This is a genomic window from Bacteroides faecichinchillae JCM 17102, from assembly GCF_000614145.1.
GTDB lineage: Bacteria > Bacteroidota > Bacteroidia > Bacteroidales > Bacteroidaceae > Bacteroides > Bacteroides faecichinchillae.
Map to the genome: position 1 here is coordinate 60,692 of NZ_BAKK01000014.1, position 17,983 is coordinate 78,674.

General features: G+C 43.1%; 16 protein-coding genes and 2 pseudogenes. 2 read left to right on the forward strand and 16 right to left on the reverse strand.

Translation table 11 applies throughout. The features are described from left to right. The first annotated feature begins 79 nt into the window (after positions 1 to 79). Together JCM17102_RS09315 and JCM17102_RS09320 are read left to right on the forward strand one after the other, a co-directional pair. Entirely contained in the window at positions 80 to 1,303 is a 1,224-nt protein-coding gene (locus tag JCM17102_RS09315; protein WP_025074907.1) for a site-specific integrase, read from the forward strand. Between the two features lie 21 nt (positions 1,304 to 1,324). Next, positions 1,325 to 2,626: a site-specific integrase gene (locus JCM17102_RS09320; protein ID WP_025074908.1), complete on the forward strand. Its 1,302-nt coding sequence runs from the start codon at positions 1,325 to 1,327 to the stop codon at positions 2,624 to 2,626. A gap of 70 nt (positions 2,627 to 2,696) precedes the next feature. Here JCM17102_RS09320 and JCM17102_RS09325 read toward each other — a convergent pair whose 3' ends face one another. The 16 genes and pseudogenes from JCM17102_RS09325 to JCM17102_RS26975 all read right to left on the reverse strand — a co-directional run bounded on the left by JCM17102_RS09325 (position 2,697) and on the right by JCM17102_RS26975 (position 17,981). Further along, positions 2,697 to 3,008 carry a helix-turn-helix domain-containing protein gene (locus JCM17102_RS09325; protein ID WP_025074909.1) on the reverse strand — a complete coding sequence of 104 codons (312 nt, stop codon included), beginning with the start codon at positions 3,006 to 3,008 and terminating at the stop codon, positions 2,697 to 2,699. After that, the gene (locus JCM17102_RS09330) at positions 3,005 to 3,301 is read right to left on the reverse strand and encodes a helix-turn-helix domain-containing protein (RefSeq protein ID WP_025074910.1); all 297 of its coding nucleotides are present in this window, start codon (positions 3,299 to 3,301) and stop codon (positions 3,005 to 3,007) included. The genes JCM17102_RS09325 and JCM17102_RS09330 overlap by 4 nt, the downstream gene beginning before the upstream one ends. Before the next feature lie 19 nt (positions 3,302 to 3,320). Further along, the gene (locus JCM17102_RS09335) at positions 3,321 to 3,638 is read right to left on the reverse strand and encodes a helix-turn-helix domain-containing protein (protein WP_025074911.1); all 318 of its coding nucleotides are present in this window, start codon (positions 3,636 to 3,638) and stop codon (positions 3,321 to 3,323) included. 216 nt (positions 3,639 to 3,854) lie between these two features. Continuing rightward, a complete protein-coding gene (locus JCM17102_RS29600; RefSeq protein ID WP_073349578.1) occupies positions 3,855 to 4,271 on the reverse strand; it encodes a dihydrofolate reductase family protein in 417 nt (138 codons plus the stop codon). Between the two features lie 298 nt (positions 4,272 to 4,569). Next, a complete protein-coding gene (locus JCM17102_RS09345) occupies positions 4,570 to 5,886 on the reverse strand; it encodes a sigma-54-dependent transcriptional regulator (protein ID WP_025074913.1) in 1,317 nt (438 codons plus the stop codon). Continuing rightward, positions 5,861 to 8,196: pseudogene (locus JCM17102_RS32425) on the reverse strand (ATP-binding response regulator). The gene JCM17102_RS09345 and the pseudogene JCM17102_RS32425 overlap by 26 nt, the downstream one beginning before the upstream one ends. A 5-nt stretch (positions 8,197 to 8,201) precedes the next feature. Further along, positions 8,202 to 8,558 carry a hypothetical protein gene (locus JCM17102_RS09355; RefSeq protein WP_033886665.1) on the reverse strand — a complete coding sequence of 119 codons (357 nt, stop codon included), beginning with the start codon at positions 8,556 to 8,558 and terminating at the stop codon, positions 8,202 to 8,204. Between the two features lie 191 nt (positions 8,559 to 8,749). Then, positions 8,750 to 9,601, reverse strand: a complete 852-nt coding sequence (locus tag JCM17102_RS22980; RefSeq protein WP_033886666.1) for a branched-chain amino acid ABC transporter permease — start codon at positions 9,599 to 9,601, stop codon at positions 8,750 to 8,752. 1 nt (position 9,602) lies between these two features. Further along, positions 9,603 to 10,475 (reverse strand): branched-chain amino acid ABC transporter permease, encoded by an 873-nt coding sequence (locus JCM17102_RS09365; protein WP_025074915.1) that lies wholly within the window; start codon positions 10,473 to 10,475, stop codon positions 9,603 to 9,605. A gap of 357 nt (positions 10,476 to 10,832) precedes the next feature. Continuing rightward, positions 10,833 to 12,125: a hypothetical protein gene (locus JCM17102_RS09375; RefSeq protein WP_025074917.1), complete on the reverse strand. Its 1,293-nt coding sequence runs from the start codon at positions 12,123 to 12,125 to the stop codon at positions 10,833 to 10,835. Further along, complete coding sequence (locus tag JCM17102_RS09380; protein WP_025074918.1) at positions 12,122 to 13,645, reverse strand: B12-binding domain-containing radical SAM protein; 1,524 nt, start codon at positions 13,643 to 13,645, stop codon at positions 12,122 to 12,124. Before JCM17102_RS09380 ends, JCM17102_RS09375 begins: the two co-directional genes overlap by 4 nt. Continuing rightward, a complete protein-coding gene (locus tag JCM17102_RS30640; protein ID WP_159106314.1) occupies positions 13,642 to 13,818 on the reverse strand; it encodes a hypothetical protein in 177 nt (58 codons plus the stop codon). The genes JCM17102_RS09380 and JCM17102_RS30640 overlap by 4 nt, the downstream gene beginning before the upstream one ends. A gap of 4 nt (positions 13,819 to 13,822) precedes the next feature. Continuing rightward, positions 13,823 to 14,887 carry an ABC transporter substrate-binding protein gene (locus tag JCM17102_RS09390; protein ID WP_033886669.1) on the reverse strand — a complete coding sequence of 355 codons (1,065 nt, stop codon included), beginning with the start codon at positions 14,885 to 14,887 and terminating at the stop codon, positions 13,823 to 13,825. Next, positions 14,884 to 15,552 (reverse strand): ATP-binding cassette domain-containing protein, encoded by a 669-nt coding sequence (locus JCM17102_RS09395; protein WP_025074920.1) that lies wholly within the window; start codon positions 15,550 to 15,552, stop codon positions 14,884 to 14,886. The genes JCM17102_RS09390 and JCM17102_RS09395 overlap by 4 nt, the downstream gene beginning before the upstream one ends. Before the next feature lie 22 nt (positions 15,553 to 15,574). Then, positions 15,575 to 16,228, reverse strand: coding sequence for an ATP-binding cassette domain-containing protein (locus JCM17102_RS22990; RefSeq protein ID WP_159106315.1), 654 nt, complete (start codon positions 16,226 to 16,228; stop codon positions 15,575 to 15,577). Positions 16,229 to 16,641: 413 nt separating this feature from the next. Beyond that, positions 16,642 to 17,981 (reverse strand): annotated as a pseudogene (locus JCM17102_RS26975) (sugar phosphate nucleotidyltransferase). Between the last annotated feature and the right edge of the window lie 2 nt (positions 17,982 to 17,983).

Sequence of the window (17,983 nt, forward strand, 5' to 3'; positions counted from 1 at the left end):
CTTATTCTTCGTTCCGCTATATTTTTCATGCCGTTCATTTGCTCCGCATATAATAATTTTGCAAACAAAGGAATTAGTTATGAATCAGGCAAATGTAAAGGTATCGTTCTACCTAAAAAAGAGCGAGGCGGATGCTGACGGCAACTGTCCTGTAATGGCAAAGTTGAATGTCGGAAAGTATTCCGAGGCGGCTTTCAGTGTGAAGATGAAAGTGCCACAGTCACGCTGGACCTCCGGACGTGCAACCGGCAAGAGCGTGGCGGCAAAGGAAATCAACAACCGTCTGGATGAGATTCGTGCGATGGCATTGAATATCTACACGGAGCAGTCGGCTGTTCGTGACGGTGTGACAGCCGATGAAGTGAAAGGTGTACTGCTTGGAATGGCCAGCGGGCAAGAAACGCTTTTGGGGTATTTCAAACGATTCATCAGCAATTTTGAAAAGCGTGTGGGAGTAAACCGCACAATAGGAAGCCTGCGGGCCTATCGCAATGCCTACAACCATATCGAAAGATTCTTGCAGGTGCAATACAAACTGTCGGATATTCCGTTTTCCGCGTTGGACCGCTCTTTTATCGACAAGTATGATTTGTATCTTCGGACTGAACGTAATCTCGCTCCCGGAACGATTATCAATCTGACCGTACAGCTGAAAACGATTGTCGGTGAGGCCATCGCTGACGGCATCATTACCGCCAGCCCGTTTTGGGGATATGAGCCGGTGCGTCCCAAAGCCGTACAGAAATATCTCACGGCAGAAGAGTTACACAGGATTATGACCACTCCGCTTCACAGGCAGACTCTCTATCATGTCCGTGATTTGTTTCTGTTTTCCTGCTTCACCGGCATTTCATACGGAGATATGCGCCTGTTGACCAGGGATAACCTGTGCCTTGCGGAGGATGGGACATGGTGGATTAAAAGTGCCAGACAGAAGACCAAGATAGAATTTGAGATTCCGCTGCTGGACTTGCCGTTGCAGATTCTGAAGAAGTATGGCGACACAGCTCCCGGTGACAAGTTACTGCCGGTGTATTGCAATTCCATGCTGAACCTTTACTTGAAAGAGATTGCCCGGATCTGCCATATAGACCGTCCGCGAGTCTTCCATGTGGCCCGGCATACATACGCAACGGAAATCACGCTCTCCCACGGAGTTCCTCTTGAAACGGTCAGCAAGATGCTCGGACATAGCCAGATAGAAACGACACAGATTTACGCGAAAGTGACCGACGACAAGATAGATGCCGATACAAAGGCCTTGAACCGGAAAATTTCGGAGCGTTTCTCCGTCATCATTTAATAACCACTTGAAAACAATTATATGGAAAAGAATATTGAAAAACAGAACACTAAACGGCGCAGCACTTTTGCCGTGTTGTTTTATATCAACCGTACGAAAGTTCGCAAGGACGGGATGTGCCAGCTATTGTGCAAGGTGAGCATTGATGCAGAATGGGCACAGATAGGAACCAAGGTTTCGGTCAATCCTGCCATCTGGAATCCGGAGAAAGGGCGTGCTGACGGAAGAAGCGAGAATGCCGTTACAGTAAACCGCGCCATAAATGACCTGACAAGCGAGATTGCCGGACATTATGAGCGGATAAAAAATAGCCTGGGTTTCATCACGGCGGAACTGGTTAAGAATGCAGTCAAGGGTATCGGACAGAAACCGCTTACCCTGCTGGCTCTCTTCAGGGAGCATAATGAGGAGTTCAAGAAACGTGTCGGGATAGACCGCATACAGGAGACATACGACTCCTATCTGCGTTCCTACAAGCATCTTTCCGCTTTCGTCCGGGAAAAGAGAGGTGTGGAGGATGTAACGTTACGAAGCCTTGACCGGGTGTTTTATGACGATTTCGAGGTATTCCTGCGTACAGTCCGCAACCTGAAGCCCAAAAGCGTGCATGAGCACCTGTACCGCTTGAAGAAACTCACGATGCGTGCGGTCAGCCAAGGAACATTGCGCCGCGATCCATATTGCCGCCTGCATCCCGAACTGCCCAAAAGGAAGAGCCGCCACATGAAACTGGAGGATCTCAAGACATTGATGACTACACCGGTGAAGAAGCCGCAACTGCAATTCGTACGGGATATGTTCATCTTTTCGACGTTCACCGGACTGGCATATGCGGATTTGAAGAAGCTGTCAGTAAATGATATTACGCAGGCGAAGGATGGCATATGGTGGATTCATATCCACCGGCAAAAGACCGACACGCTTTCCTCTGTCCGCCTGTTGGATATTCCACTCCAAATCATAGAGAAATACCGCAACCTAAGAACCGGGGACAGAGTTTTCAATATTTATACCCGCAGATATTTTATCCAGCTGACGAGAGAATTAGGCCGGGTATATGGATTTGATTTGACCTTCCACCAGGCCCGGCATAATTACGGAACCCACATCACTCTTTCGCTCGGTGTTCCGATAGAGACGGTAAGCCGCATGATGGGACATACCTCCATTTCCACCACGCAGATTTACGCGCAGGTTACGGATACGAAAGTGGATGAGGACATGAAACGGCTGAGAGCCACTGGTTTCGAAAACAGGATTGATTTGTGTGAAGAGGATTTCCCTACAAAGAAAAAACGAAACAAGAAAGCGCAAACCGTATGAAACAAGAAAGCGGAGAAACGACCTGCCCGAGCCACAGGCTGTTTCTCCGCACTTGATTAATGAGGAAGGGCTATACCCAGCGTTGTTCCTCCCGGCATCTCTTGTAGGCATCGTCCAGAATCTTCATGATATCGGACTCTTTGTAAAGAGCCTTCCCCTGAACCATGTAGTAAGGGATCACACCGAATGCACGGTATTCCTGCAATGTGCGCCTGCTTACCCGCAGGACTTTGGAAAGTTCCTCGTCCGTAAGGAAACGTTCACCGTTGAAAAGGGATCTCGGCATATCCTCCATCGCTGAGAGCATCTTCTCCATTTTCTCCAACCCCTGGAACATAACGTCTATGCGCGGGTCTTTCTTGTCTATAAAATGATAGCTCATAATTTGCTCTTTATTAAAGGGTGATAACTCAATTCCAACAATCTCTGTATATCTTCTGGCTTGTAGAAGAGTTTGTTCTTGATACGGCTGAAAGGCAGTAAGCCTTTGGCCCGGTACGCCTGAAGGGTCTTTTTGTTGATGCGAAGCACATCGCACACCTCCTGGTTGTCCAGCCAGTTTTTTAGGCCGAGGTCTTTAACCGGACGGCATATCCATGTCACCCGTTCCTCGAACTCGCAAAAGCGGACACGCAGTTCTTCAAAAGTCTGTTTATCAATACATATAAGTTCCATAATTCTTGTTCCGTTTAATTTAAACATTTGTCTGGTGTCTGAATCTCGTCGGCAATGACTTGCCCTTCTGATTGAGGAAAGCCTCCACTTCGGATGCCTTGTAGTAGGTTCTCCCGTCAATCATGTAATAGGTCACGAGTTTCTTTTGCCGGTAACGCGCCAGCGTGCGCTTGGTGATGCCGAGCAGCTGGCACAGGTCATAGTTGTCCAAGAGCGTGTCGCCGTCCAAACAATCCTTCAGCTTGTTCATACGCTCCAATGTCCGCTCTATCTTGTCGAACCGTTCCATGATTTGGGTGAACATCCCATGGGCGGTCTCACTGTTTATCTGTAACATGACTAATCTGCTTTAGTGTAAATAATCGTTTGCTTACACCTTGTTGCGCAACAGGTTATATCATATTATAAGACCAACGGCGTGCCAATGGCACCGATAGACACCAAAAAACACCGATATAGCATTGTATATCAGTGGGATAAAATTTCAATGATGTAAAAATGTCGATTCCAAGAATCTTGCAAAATGCGAGATTCCTTTGCAGGATGCAATGGACTATCGCGAGGATTTGCGGTAAATGATACGGGTAATCCCGTTTTTAAAAGTTTTAGACCGATGGAGTTCCCAGCGGTTGGCAGGGAGCTGTTGCAGGCAGGCGATGCCTTTCCCATATGTCAAGGGAAGGATATAAATCACAATTTCGTCGATAAGGTGGTAGATGGTCAGCCCATGCAGCAAACCGAGGCTTTCCTTGCCGTATATCTCTGCCGTGTAGATGAACGAGGCATCTTTTTCGTCCTTCTCACAAATCAAATCCAGCATGGGATAGCCAGGGAATAGCGTGAAGGTGCTCCTCTCGTGCCAGAATGGGAAACCTTGTCGTTCCGTCCTGATCCATTGCAACAGTTCCTCATCCTTGTCAGGAAGATAACCGTCCAATGTCACCGCGGTTATGATTTGTATTGTTGCCATACCTCTATCTGTATACCAAAATTAAAAGCGTGAAACTCACGCACTATCAGGTAGAGGCTCTGGTAAGCCCATTGTAGAATCATGCATGAGCTCACGCTATAAGGCATAGCACAAGCTACACGCAATAATCTCTACAATTTGAAATTTACCAGATTTCTACCTGAGATGTCTTGCGACTTATGTATATAATCAGCGGAAGTTTTACGCCCCCGCCGTTATCTTCTATGTTTAAACCGGACACGGTTCTATGAACCCTCCAATCTTTTGCAAATGTACGAATTATCGTTCATATTGAAAATTATTTTATTCCGTATTTATTCATCTTGCGGTACAAGGTCGCCGGATTTATTCCCAGTAGCCGTGCCGACTGTTCACGGTGTCCGTTACACGCTTGTAGGGCGTTAATGATGGATTCTTTCTCTGCGTTCTCATCTTTCAATGGTAATACAACAGGAGCAATTCCCTCATTCGTATGCTCTGTCTGACCGCCTATATTCAAATCCGATAATTCCAGTAACGGGATTTCTGCAAGCAGCACGGCTCTCTTTACCATGTTCTGCAACTCCCTGACATTGCCCGGCCAGGAATAGGAGCGCAGGCGGTATATGGCATCGTCGGAAAAACCACATGTGTCCCGTTTGAGTTCTTTCGAGAAGCGTTTACGGAAAAATTCAGCTAAAGGCAGGATGTCGCCCGGACATTCTGCCAGAGAGGGTTGCCGTATCTCGAACTCGCAAAGGCGGTGGTAGAGGTCTTCCCGAAATCTCCCTTCATTAATCGCCCGTTCCATGTTTTCATTCGTGGCGGCTACTATTCTTACGTCCGCAATCTTTTCTTTTTGACCGCCTATAGGCATATAGATGTTCTCCTGCAATACCCGTAGCAGCATGGACTGTATCTCGAACGACATCGTTCCGATTTCGTCCAGAAACAACGTACCGCCTTTTGCCATGTCGAAGAAACCGGGCTTGGCCGTGTCCGCACCCGTGAAAGCCCCTTTCTCGTGCCCGAACAGCATGGAGGGGGCAAGATCACGTGGCAGGATGCTACAGTTGACCGCCACGAACGGCATTCCCACACGCCCGCTGTTCTCGTGGATGCTTTGGGCCACGGACTCCTTGCCTGTCCCGTTGGCACCGAGTATAAGCACAGACATGTCCGAGGGGGCGACCAGCCTCGCGTACCTTTCCACTTCAAGTATTTTGGGGCAGGTACGCTTGAACAGGTCTTTCGGTTTTGTGCGGACAGTCGCGAGCGGACGGAACATCTCTTCTGCCAGTTCAAGCAGGTGTTCCCGGTGTACCGGCTTGGGCAGGTAGTCCTTCGCTCCCAATTTGATGGTGCGTACCACGTCCGGTACCGACACGTATTCCGTAGTTATGATGAAAGGTATGTCCCTTTTCTCCTTTTTAAGCCATTCCAGCAGGGAGATGCCGTTGCCTTCCGGCAGCCGGACATCAGACAGGATCAGATCGAATTGGTGCTTGCGTATCAACGCACGGGCTGCCGGTTCGTTCATGGCCGTCATCGCATCGTACCCGGCCTGCTCGAACCAGTCCTTCTGTCGCTGCGAAAGACTTACATTGTCTTCAACTATCAGTATTTTCCGTTTCATGGGCTATTTTGTTTATGGTGTTCTCCGCTTCCGTTACCAGCATGGAGATATGTTTTATAATCCGTCTCGTGTATTCTTCAATGACATCCTTACCGGCTGTCTCGTCTTTCAGCACTTCCCGGAAATCGTAAAACGGACCGTAGGACTGCAACAGTTCCAATGAGGGCTGTATTTTGTGGGCGATTTCCCGTAATCCGGCTCTGTCTCCGGCTCCCATGGCAGACCGGAGATCCTTTATATCCCGGTTGGATTGAGAAATGAACGTCCGGAGCAGTTTCCGCTTGTCCCGGACATCCGCCGTGAATGTGTCGAAATCGGGAACGCAGGGTTCTTCCGGTTCTGTATGGGATATAACAGCGGATATGGTATTCAGCAGTTCGTTCATCGAAAAAGGCTTGTAAACGCAGTCGGCAAAGCCGCTGCCAGTGAATGCCTCCTTTTCCCGGTCGCCTCTTGCCGTCATGGCTATGACAGGAATCGTGCGTGAATTGCCGATATTGGAATTACGCAGCAAAGCCAATATCTCGAAGCCGTTGGTTCCCGGCATCTGTATGTCTGACAGTAGCAGGTCGTAATCCTGCTTGCGCATCTCCTTCACGAGTTCCTTGGCGTTGGAACAGGCGGTACAGGACACACCGTTACGCTCCAGCATCTCCTTGACGATTTCCAGTTGCAGACGGTCGTTGTCGATGACAAGGACGCTTTGGGGCAACGGGAATGTCGTCCGCAATGCCGATGCCTCGTGTTCTATCCTTTCATCGGAAACCGGCAATGGCAACAATACCCGGAAAGTGCTTCCATGCCCGGGTTCGCTTTCGACATCTATTTTTCCACCTAAAAGATTGACCAACCTTGCGTGATAGGGAGTCCAAGCCCGAAGCCGTCGGCGTTCATTTCCGAGACCAGACGTTCGAACGGGCGGAATATGCGTGAAAGGGTATCTTCGTCCATACCTATGCCTGTGTCCTTTATCTCCAAAGAGAGATTTCCGTCTTTGTAGGCGGCATTGAAACGTATCGTTCCGCTATCCGTGAACTTGACTGCATTCGCCAGCAGGTTGTCTATGATTTGTGCGATACGGTCTATGTCACCGTGAAGCACGACATCCGTATCCTTGAAATCGCAAAGAAAAAGGATGCCTTTATTGTTCACCACATTGGAAAAGCCGGTGGCTATACGCTCCAACCAATCGTTCAGGCTGAATGGTACGTTGTTGCATGTCTCCTTGGACTCGTTAAGACGGTACACGTCCAGCAGATTGTTCAAAAGGTGCAGGATATGCCTGCACACGATTCCGATATTGGTCAGGTGATGGTTTCGCCTTTTCCTATCACGGATATCCGCCGCCAGTTCCGCGCTGCCGTTGATGATATTCAGCGGGGCGCGTATATCGTGCGAGATGGTAAGGATGATATTCTTGCGTGTTTCCAGCAGTTCATTGTTCTTGTCTATGATACCTTTCATCTTGTCCCTGAGCCTTACATCCCATTTCAGATGCTTGTGGATAATCAGGTACGAGAATACCAGCAGGACGATTGCCGCAACTATCAGCCCCGTGATGATGGAGGTGGAGTAATTGTGCGCTTGCGCAATATATCGTTCTCTGTCTTGGAAGGCGGCTTGTGCGTGATTGTTGATGCTTCCGAGTAAGGCGAAGAGTTTCCGGTTCAAATCCTTGTTACGGACACGCAGGCTGTCGGTGTAGCCCTCCATATTGCGTATTCTCTCCGTTTGCAAGGCGATAAGCTGTTCGTTCAGAGAGCGGAGCCTGTTGGGAGACGCGGGCACTTGCACCGTTTCCTTGCCGCCGAACAGTCCTGCGATGCCTTTCTTCTTTCGCACGACGGTACGTGGTTGTATCGCTTGCCGGGCAGCTTCAGACAGATGATTGACAAGCAAGCTGTCGGCTTTGTCTTGCCGATGGAACACCTGCATGATTTGGTACAGGTGCCCCTCCTTGCTTGACAGCAATCCCCGAAGCGTGTCTATCTGATTGGTATCTACCATGTTGTCGCTGCCTATTTTCAAGACTTGCAGCAGGGAATCCACTCTCAACCGCCTCGTTTGGTAGGCACGGTAGTCCTCCTCCTCCCAAGCGATAACACTCTCGCCTAATGAGGCCAAAACTGTTATATTGCGGTGTATCTCGGATAGCTCACCCCGCACCTGGCGGATTTCTACGATGTCGGCCTCCAGTTCCCGGAGCCTCGCACGTTCATGGAAAAGAATGGCGGCCATGCTGATGATAACAGCCATTAAAACCAGATATCCGAAAAGGATTTTCGCTTGTAGGGACACACTTTTTATCATCAATATCAGCTATTTATCATATTCAGTATTTCTGGAACAGTGTTTCGGTTGTTCTCGTCCGGCAAGAGCAGATCGGTGAAAAGATGACCGTCGAGATGGTCGGTTTCATGCTGGAGGATAATCACCGTAAATCTGTCGATGACCTGGTCACCTTCCGCTATGTCCAACACGTGTTCCGGTGCCAGACGGCGTTCGCGCATCAGATCGATAATCCGTGCGGCCTTTGCCGTATCGGAGAAGGTGTATTCATAGATATGCTCCCTGGTCAGCAGGCTATCAGGCAGGGGTGTACCTGATGCTGTGATGGGACATACCATTAAAAACAGTAAAATCTTGTAAAAGTGTAAAGTGTAGGTTTTCATATTCGGGAAATAAAATTGTCATGTAAAAAATAAAACTACTCGTAAAAGTGAATCTTTTGGTTCACTTTTACGAGTAACGGTTAAGAGACATCCTCTGTCAATTGGCGTCCTGGCATCTGTTGTAAACGATCCTGCATATCCTTTCTTTCTTCCGTTTTCGGTGGCTTGTTCACTCTTCTTTTTATTTGAACTTACTTTTGTGATTTCAATGACTTTATCATTATAAGAACAAGCGCCGTCCCATATATAATCTGTTTGATATTCGCAGATATGGAGTTAGGTAGCCCCGCAAAACTTAGTAATTCAGGTAAAAGGATTAAGAAGCAGGAGGCAAGAAAAGAGCCCTTCAAGTTCCTGAAGCCTCCAATAATGGCAATGGATAGGATAAAGATAGACTCGTTTATGGTAAAACTGCTGGGATCAATATATGAAATATAATAGGCATACAAGACACCCGGGATTGCTGCAATCATTCCACTTAATGTAAATACGGTCAATTTGGATAAATAGATGTTTTTCCCGATTGAGGCTGTATAAAGCTCATCTTCACTCAAACTGCGCAATGTATATCCGAACGATGTATTGACGATATAGGAAATAAGGATATGTATAATGAAGGTAAAGGATAGTGTCAACAGCAGAAACGGGAACTTGTCTTCAAAAATATATCCTCCGATATTCAGCATGGGGATATTTGCAATTCCCAAAGGTCCGTTAGTTACTTCCATCCAGTTATTCATCAGTGAGAATGCAATTACTTGTATGCCCAATGTGCAGATGATGAAATAGTCATCTATGGTCCGTAATGATATTGACGCAACGATTATGGATAATAATCCGTTTATCAGTATGGCTATGGGCAATATGAATAGAAAAGGTAGTTGAAACTGTGTAGTCAGGATAGCTGTTGTATAGGCTCCGACACCATAGAAACCTGCGTGAGCCAATGACATCAGTCCTCCATATCCGGCAGCCAGATTGAGGCTTTGTGATAGCATTGTATAGATACATATCAATATCGAAAGATGCAAAATATATTCCATTTTACAGTTCAGTCTTTTTTTGTCGTATTCCACTGAAGCCTAACGGGCGATATAGTAGAAACAGGATTAAAAATATATATGCGATAGCATTTATCCATTCGCTGCCTATAAAATAGGCAGCCAAGTGCTGGGCAGAGGATAGCAACAAGGAGCCGCCGACAAGCCCCCGTGAATTTCCGGTTCCTCCGATAATCATCGCAACAACGCCATATAGCAACAGGTTGAATCCCATTACGGGGGCCATGTCTGTATCAAGTGCATATAGGATTCCGACAATTGCAGCCAGGAAGGAACTGATTCCGCATACCCATAATGTAGTCTTTTCGGAATTTATTCCTATTATATTGCTAAGTTCCGGATTGTCTGAAACGGCTCTGATGTTTCTACCGGTTTTACAATGGTAGATAATTACGTTGGTCACAAGAAACATTCCAAGCAAGATGGATATGGATATAATCTGGATGAGAGTAATATGCCCGCCGAAAATATTATATCCCGCTTGGATGGACGAGAAGCGGATACTTAATGACAAGTCGCCCCAAATGAGGGAAATGCAGTTTTGCAGGGCGATATATGTACCCAATGAAATAATCATGAGGGACATTGGAGCTGCGTTTTTTCTCTTGATGGGGCCGAACAGGTACTGTTCCAGCAAGATCCCGATTCCAATCGTTATGCCTATTGCCAATAGCATAGCCATCAATATATGTAATCTAGTCTGATTGACAAGTGAATAAGTCAGATATGCACTTATGGTTATATATGCAGCATGGGTCAGATTAAAGAACTTGACTACAGAATATATCAACCAAAAGGAATACCCAATCAGAAGATAAAAGGTAAATGTGATGATGATATTTATAATAATTTGCATATCTGCTTTAATATGGGAATAAGAAAAAAATACAATAATGTCCATATTGTTGATAAATAAAACCAGAAAGCTATTTTTTTTATTTTACCTAATACATTAGAATGATATATACTTTCTATTGACATTGTCGCTCTCACTTTTTTAGAAGCATTATAAAAATCTTTTTCAGCACCAGAATAATAAAAGTCAAGAAGGAAATAAAATTTCTGAAAACTTATAACTGCGAACAATAACATCAATTGTTTAATGATATATAACCAATCCACACATTGTTCGAAATCAATATATAATTGAGACATGCTATTTGCAAAAACAGCTAAAAGAACAACTGATATTGTGTTATAATGTTTGATATAACTACTTCTTGTTAATTGCTCTACTAAGCTTTTCATAAAGACTTTCAATAACATCTTTAGTGTATTTATTGTTTATAGCATCACGGTAATAATCTATATCAGAACTTGAAAGATTAAATATGTTATTTTCTATAAAATCAACTTTCTGAGATAGATCTTTATCTACGGTATTACCATTAACATAAGATTTAATTTCATCTATTATATCTTCTCGCTTTTTATCATATATATAATTTTCATTGCTTGTTCGTCTTATAGGCACAGATTTTGATCTTATTTCTTGAATCTTATGATATAAAACTCTATTTTTATTATCATCGGCATCAAGTATTTCTAATTTAACAAAACCCCGTTTTATATCCATGTAGGTATCCAAAATAAATGATAATGGAGCATCATCTTCATTATCAAATTTTATTTCAATATAAGACAGATTAGGAGAAAGCGATGGAATATCACGCATCTTATAGCAACCTTTGTCTAAAGGGTCAGAATCCGTATCGTTTGTTATCACTATATGCTTTGCATTTTCATTGGGATTAGTATGAAGCTGTTCTATGTAATAATCTCCAACAGAAAAAAAATCTCCTTTATTTGTTATTTTGGATAATTTATACAATTCATCATTTTCCATTCCTGATTTAAGAATTTTAGATATTAAATCGTCATCTATTTTTAATCCTGTCAGATAATATTTTTTCTTAACAAGCAAATCCCCATCAGGATTTTTTAAATTTAGTAAATCTTTCCACCGGACTTTCTTTGCGTAATCTCCAATCTTATTATTTCTCTTTATTGCACAATAGTAATTGAAATCATTTTCTAATTCAGATTTTGTGTACAATTCTGTATCTTCAAAAGATTTAATGGAAGTATCTTTAGCGACAAAAAGAACTCGTTCGATATTTAGCTTAACATTACTAAGTCCTCTCTGATATATATTTTTCTTGAGTCCTTCTCTATACTTTTCCAAAAATTCAATTGATCTTACATAAGAAACAAGAGTTCCATTGTAATTGAATTGCATCGGAAAATTCCAATAATGCCTTGGTAGTAATGTAGAAAAAAACAAGATATTTACCGTCACTTTAGTATTTGCTTTGTTAAGAGTTGACAATAATACTTCTATTAATCGTGGATAGAAAGATATTTGAGTTATAAATATTTGCTGTTCTTCTAATTTGACATCTTGTTCAATATAGCTCAATGCTATAGCTTTCCAAAAACGGCTTTCTGTTAGTTTATCTTCCCAAAAAGTATTATATCTGGCAATTTTTCTTTTTATATCTTTCATATAATAGATTTTATATACTTGGATTTATCCATATTAGGTAATTTATATATTCTCAAACCATCCGCTGGCTTATAGATTTCAGTATAGAATGAAGTGGCTAAAGACGTAAGCATCGGTCGCTCTTCTTTAATAAAAATCTCTGTCTTTTCAATGTCAGAAGATGTTTCTCCATTATATCCATACATGAAATAGCCATGCACATTAATCCCTGCCATATGCAGGGCACGCAGTACGTTCTTGTTACTCTCTACATACATTCCCTTATTCATGGCATCCAGCATCTTTTGTGAACCGGATTCAAATCCTATTTTTGCCAAACGCATTCCACCATCGTATAGTCTCTGCGCAAACATCTCGTCAATATACGCTTCCGGGCGAATCATTGTCGACCATGTTATCTTTAATCCGGCTTCTTTGATTTTGGTGGCTATGGCATATAATAGCTTAGGGGATGGAGAAGCACTGACAAATGGAAAATGGCTGACATTATAACGGTTATGTAAGTAGGCAACCTCCGAGAATATCCGTTCTGCCGTCTTTGCAGTATACACTTCGTTGTTCAGTTCGCAAAATTTGCATTTTCCCCAATAGCACCCTTTTGAAAGTTCAACCGGCAGTTTTCTGTAAGGAGAGAAGTAGAGGTCGAATGGTAGGTTGTCAAAATTAGGGAAAGGTACATCCTTTATGAATTTGTACGAGGGAAGAGGAGCGTTGATAATATTTTCGCCTTTTCTATAAAGGATGCCGGCGATGTGGTCAAGCTCTCTACCATGTTGATATGCCTGCATAAGCTCTCCGATAGTATCTTCCGAATATCCTCTGAGAACACTGTTCACCAATTCGTTGAATCGATTGTCCGTTATAAGATTCTGTGCCACTCTGGAGATATATGAGCCGCCCAAGAATATTCTGATGTCAGATTTATATTCCCGTAGTATTTGGGCAAATGTCAATGCCGGAATCAATTGTTCGGCAGTAGTAATGCTGAATCCGGCTACATCGGGTTGTTCTTTTTGGATTTCCTGTAAATGGTATTTTGTGAAATAATACCTGAAAAAATTTCCATCGTCATAAATATACTTGAATACCTCATCTATGTCATAATGGTCGAAAAGGTATTTGACTTCACCTAAAGCCAGTTCGATTTCGGGAAAATTTAGAGAAAAAGTTTTCAAGGTAAGATCCAGCATCTCAAAGGAGTTCTGAAGCAGTTTCTCGTCATTGTACGATTCCTCTTGCTTTACTGAAGATTTGAACATATCAATCTGCCCAGTCAGATACTCACTGATTTCCACCAATCCTTGTTTCTTAGGATCAGGATTGGTTGCTCCTTGTTTGGCAAATAGCTTGAATTGCGCATTTATCTCGTCTGAAGATAGAATGTTATTATAGAATTCTACATTATAATCTTTTTGTATAACGGAAAATCCGTTCTCTTTTAAGATACCTGTTAGCAAAGGAACACTCAAATAGGAATGGTACGGAAGCCATGGCGGGACGGTAGCTAACAATATTTTCATTCGTGTTTATGAAGAGTTGTAAGTTTGGCATCCAGCAGACTCTCCGGGCTATTTATAAAATAAGCACCGCGTTTGGCTATTTCATCTATATTCCATGCGTTTTTTAGCTTTTTCAGCAACTTGGCAACTTTCTTGTTTCCCATCTCTATGTTTGATGATTCCAACTTTTTCATACAGCTAATTATTTATTGTTATTAATTCTATTTCGGGAATAATATCTCCATTCTTATCAAAAATGATTCGCCCCGATGCTCCGTTGTATTCCATTTTGTATAATTGGTCCTTTGCTAACGAAGGAATAAAATCGGTTTTCATCAACGTATTGTAATATAGTGCATAAGTGTCAAAACCTAATGCGGTGAGAAGAGCAGGTTCTCCATCACGCAGTTTTCGGTATCGCCGTTTTAGTTCTGTGCTTTGTTCATTGGTTGTTTCAACATATTTTGGTCTGGAATACACAATACCATTGGCCGCACTTCCTAACCGTTCAACCAGAACCGGGTTGTCAAATGTCACGGGGGCTAATATTTGAGATTTTATGTTGAGTTCCCGTATTTGCTTCACGATATTCAGATATTGCATGTCGATGGCAATGACTAAAAGCCCGTCAGGAGCGGAGGCTTTTATTTTTGTCAGCTGTGTTCTGAAATCCGTATCGTCAGGAAGGAACGCCTCTATGTTTGAAATGTCTCCTCCTGTTTTCTTGTAATTTTCTATAAACGTATTTTTCAGACCGACACCAAAATCATTGTTAAGATACAGTATTGATATTTTTTTTATCTCTTTTGCATAGTCAGCCAATACTTTGCTGTCATACACATCCGAAGGGTATATTCTGAAAATATAATCTCCTGCGTCTGAAAGCAAAGGTGTGGAAGCCGTGGAGGAAATCATGACAACCTTGTTTTTCTCGCAGATTGGGGCAACAGCCAGCGCTTCTGTGGAAGATGCCAAGCCAATGATGGCATCAACCTTGTCTATCGTCACCAATTTGTTGGCAGAAGATATGGCTTGTTTGGCATCCAGTTTGCTGTCCTCTACGATTAGCTTTATTTTCTTTGACGAGGTACTGTCATAGTACTCTGAAGCGATTGTTATCCCGTCCAATATATTATTTCCGATTTCGGATGCCGGTCCTGTCAATGGTAGTATGACACCGATTTTTATTGTGTCATCTTCCTGACAGGAAAAGAATCCCAGAGAACATAGTGACACGACGAGTAGAATTAATAATTTTTTCATCTGATTATTTTTTTTATTGTTCCTAATTCCAGTGTTATTTCGCGAAAGAGAGTTCCGGAAAACAAAAACTTCTTGTGTTCCACTATCAGAAATGATACACCCGCCTGTTGTTGGGCATGAATCTCTTGCAGTAAGATTTCCGAATTAGCTGTATCCACTCCTGCAAAAGGTTCGTCCAATAGCATTAAGGAAGGGGAGTGGAGCATTGCACATCCGAAAGCAAGAATTTGCTTTTCACCTCCGCTCATAGAGAATGGAGTGCGTTTCTTGAATTTCTTTAACAGAGGGAAGGTGCCATACACCAATTCTATCCTTTGTTTGCTCTCTTGTTTGTTGTAGATGTTGGACGCTATGGACAAATTTTCATCTATGGTGAAATTCTCGAATACATTTTTTCTTTGTGGCATATATACGATGCCTGTCTTGAGCATAGATGAAGTATTCAGCCCTGTAATATTTTGTTCATTGAATGTTACAGAGCCTTGTTCCCTCGTCTCATTTTTCCATAAGGGCAGCAATCCATAGACCGCTTTGAGTATTGTACTTTTCCCGGAACCATTTCCTCCGGACAATAATACAATCTCTTGTTTCTCGACCGTAAAAGACACATCCTTTACGACGGGTTTCTTTCCGTAGCCTGTAATGATATGATTTACTGTCAGCATATGATTTTCCCGTTCTCCATCTTTATAAGGACATCATTCGTGGCAACAATGTAGTAGGATGATGCTCTATTTGAATGATTGTTTTTCCTTCTGCTTTTAATTCACTGACTAAATCGACAATTTTCATAAGATTTGATTTGTCTATTCCTGCTACCGGTTCGTCGATGAGCAGAAGTTCAGCATTATTGGCCAGCAGACAGGCCAGTGTCAACAATTTCTGTTGGCCATAGGATATTTCGCCTGCACACGCATTAGCCTTGTCTTCCAAAGAAACTCTATTTAATATATGATGAGCCTTCTCCAGATGTTCTTCGGTATAGTGCTCAAACATTTTATGACTGCTGGCCAGTAAAACATTTTCTATAGCAGTGAGGTGCATGGCCAACCGAAGGTCTTGGAATGTACGGCCTATCCCTATTCTGTTTATTCGATAAGGTGGAAGTTTTGTGATATTTCTATTTTGGAATAAAATATCTCCTGAATTTGGCTTTAGAAAGCCTGATATGACGTTGAACAATGTCGTTTTTCCGGCTCCATTGCCTCCAGAAAGAGTATAAACTTGATTCTTGTGAAAGCAGTAACAGACATTATCTAATACCGGTAAAGAGCCGAACTGCAATTTTACATTTTGAATAGACAGCATGTTTTTTTCATTTTTACTCTTCTCTGAAATCATATTTTCATTATACGGCAAGTGTTCCGGTGAATTGATGCTATGAAAGCTTTCGGGCCTATTATCTGACATAATATTCCCAGTGAAATAATTGTTATTTATTAGTAAGTGTTTTTGGTAGTGATTCTCTGTCAAAGATACCTCTTTTACTGATTATAGGACTGTTATCAATAACTATCTGTGCAGGCAGAATTCTGTATTATTCAAATTCACCAGTTGGTTTTGGAATATTGAAAAGTCCCCAATCTACTATTATGGCAAGAGGCAATAGATATGGTATTATATAATTGAAGATACATGTAATAAAGCATAACATGGGGTAACAGCATATTACCAACATGGTATTCAGCAAATCTATTGTCATGAATCTAAAACGAGAAAATACCATCATTACACCGGAATTTAATTCAAATATCTTAGCATTTATAGTCTAACATTTCAATATCCTCTTCGGAAAGTAGCTCACCAGACTGTACTTCGATAAAAGTCAAATCGGAGATTGCTCGGATCGCATGTTTAACACCTTTCTTAATCGTAACAGTATCTCCCCTGCCGATAACCGAACGGATGCCATCAAGCACTAATTCGCCTTCGCCATTGATAATGGTCCATACCTCGTCGCGATGGTGGTGTACCTGACAGCTAATTCCCTTATCTGCTTTGATTTTCAGTTGCATGGTAAGCGATTTGTACCCATTGGAAAATTTAGTAGTGTCAATTATCTTATATTCTCCCCAGTGGCATTCCTCAAACATCGGCCGGCATTGCAAACGGTCGGCGTAGGTTTTGATGTTCTCACTCTTGCTTTTGTCCGAAATCAAGATTCCATCATTCGACGCTGCAATGACTAAATTCCGTGCGCCGATACACATGATTGGCAGTTCGAGTTCGTTGATGACGTGTGTGTTCTCAGATTCTTTATCTATGACGACATTGCCGATGGCATGTTCCCGAAGTTCATCAGTCAGTGTATTCCACGTACCGAGGTCTTTCCACCCTCCGGAGAATGGCACTACTGCCACAGACTGGGCTTTCTCGGCAACCTCATAGTCGAAACTGATTTTCGGAAACTCTCCGTAACGGGAACGGATTGCCACAAAAGTATTTGCCTGGATATATTGACGGACGATTTCCATTATATATCCCAAACGGAAAGCAAATACACCACCATTCCAAAATGCATGCTCAGCAATCAACTTTTCGGCAGTGGTTACGTCAGGCTTCTCAGTAAAATTCAATACGCTATACAGCCCGCTATCCAAGCTGTCCATCTTAGGCACTACATAGCCGTATTTCGTCGAGGGATACGTGGGCGTAATGCCCATGAGCACGAGTTCGACAGCATCAGCCTCCACGACCTTAACCATGCTGCTTATTGTATGGAAGTATTCAAGCTCGGTGTAAGGGTCACAGGGCATCACTACCACAATCTCGTCATCACCGCACCGCTTTTCGTATTTCAGATAGGAGCTTGCAAGGCTATGGCCGGGAAAGTGTCGCGGCGTTCGGGTTCGGTGACCACGTCAACGTTTTCGCCGAGATGATTGATGATGGCGTCACGCTGCGCTACGCTCGTAGCTATCGTAACAGAATCTGCGATGCCTGACTCTTTGAGCTGGCGTACCACACGCTGAACCATCGACTCTTTTGAGCCGTCGGGCGCTTCGAGCAACTTGATAAATTGCTTCGATCGTGTATTATTTGACAGCGGCCACAAACGTTTGCCTGAACCGCCGGATAAAAGGATGATTTGCATAT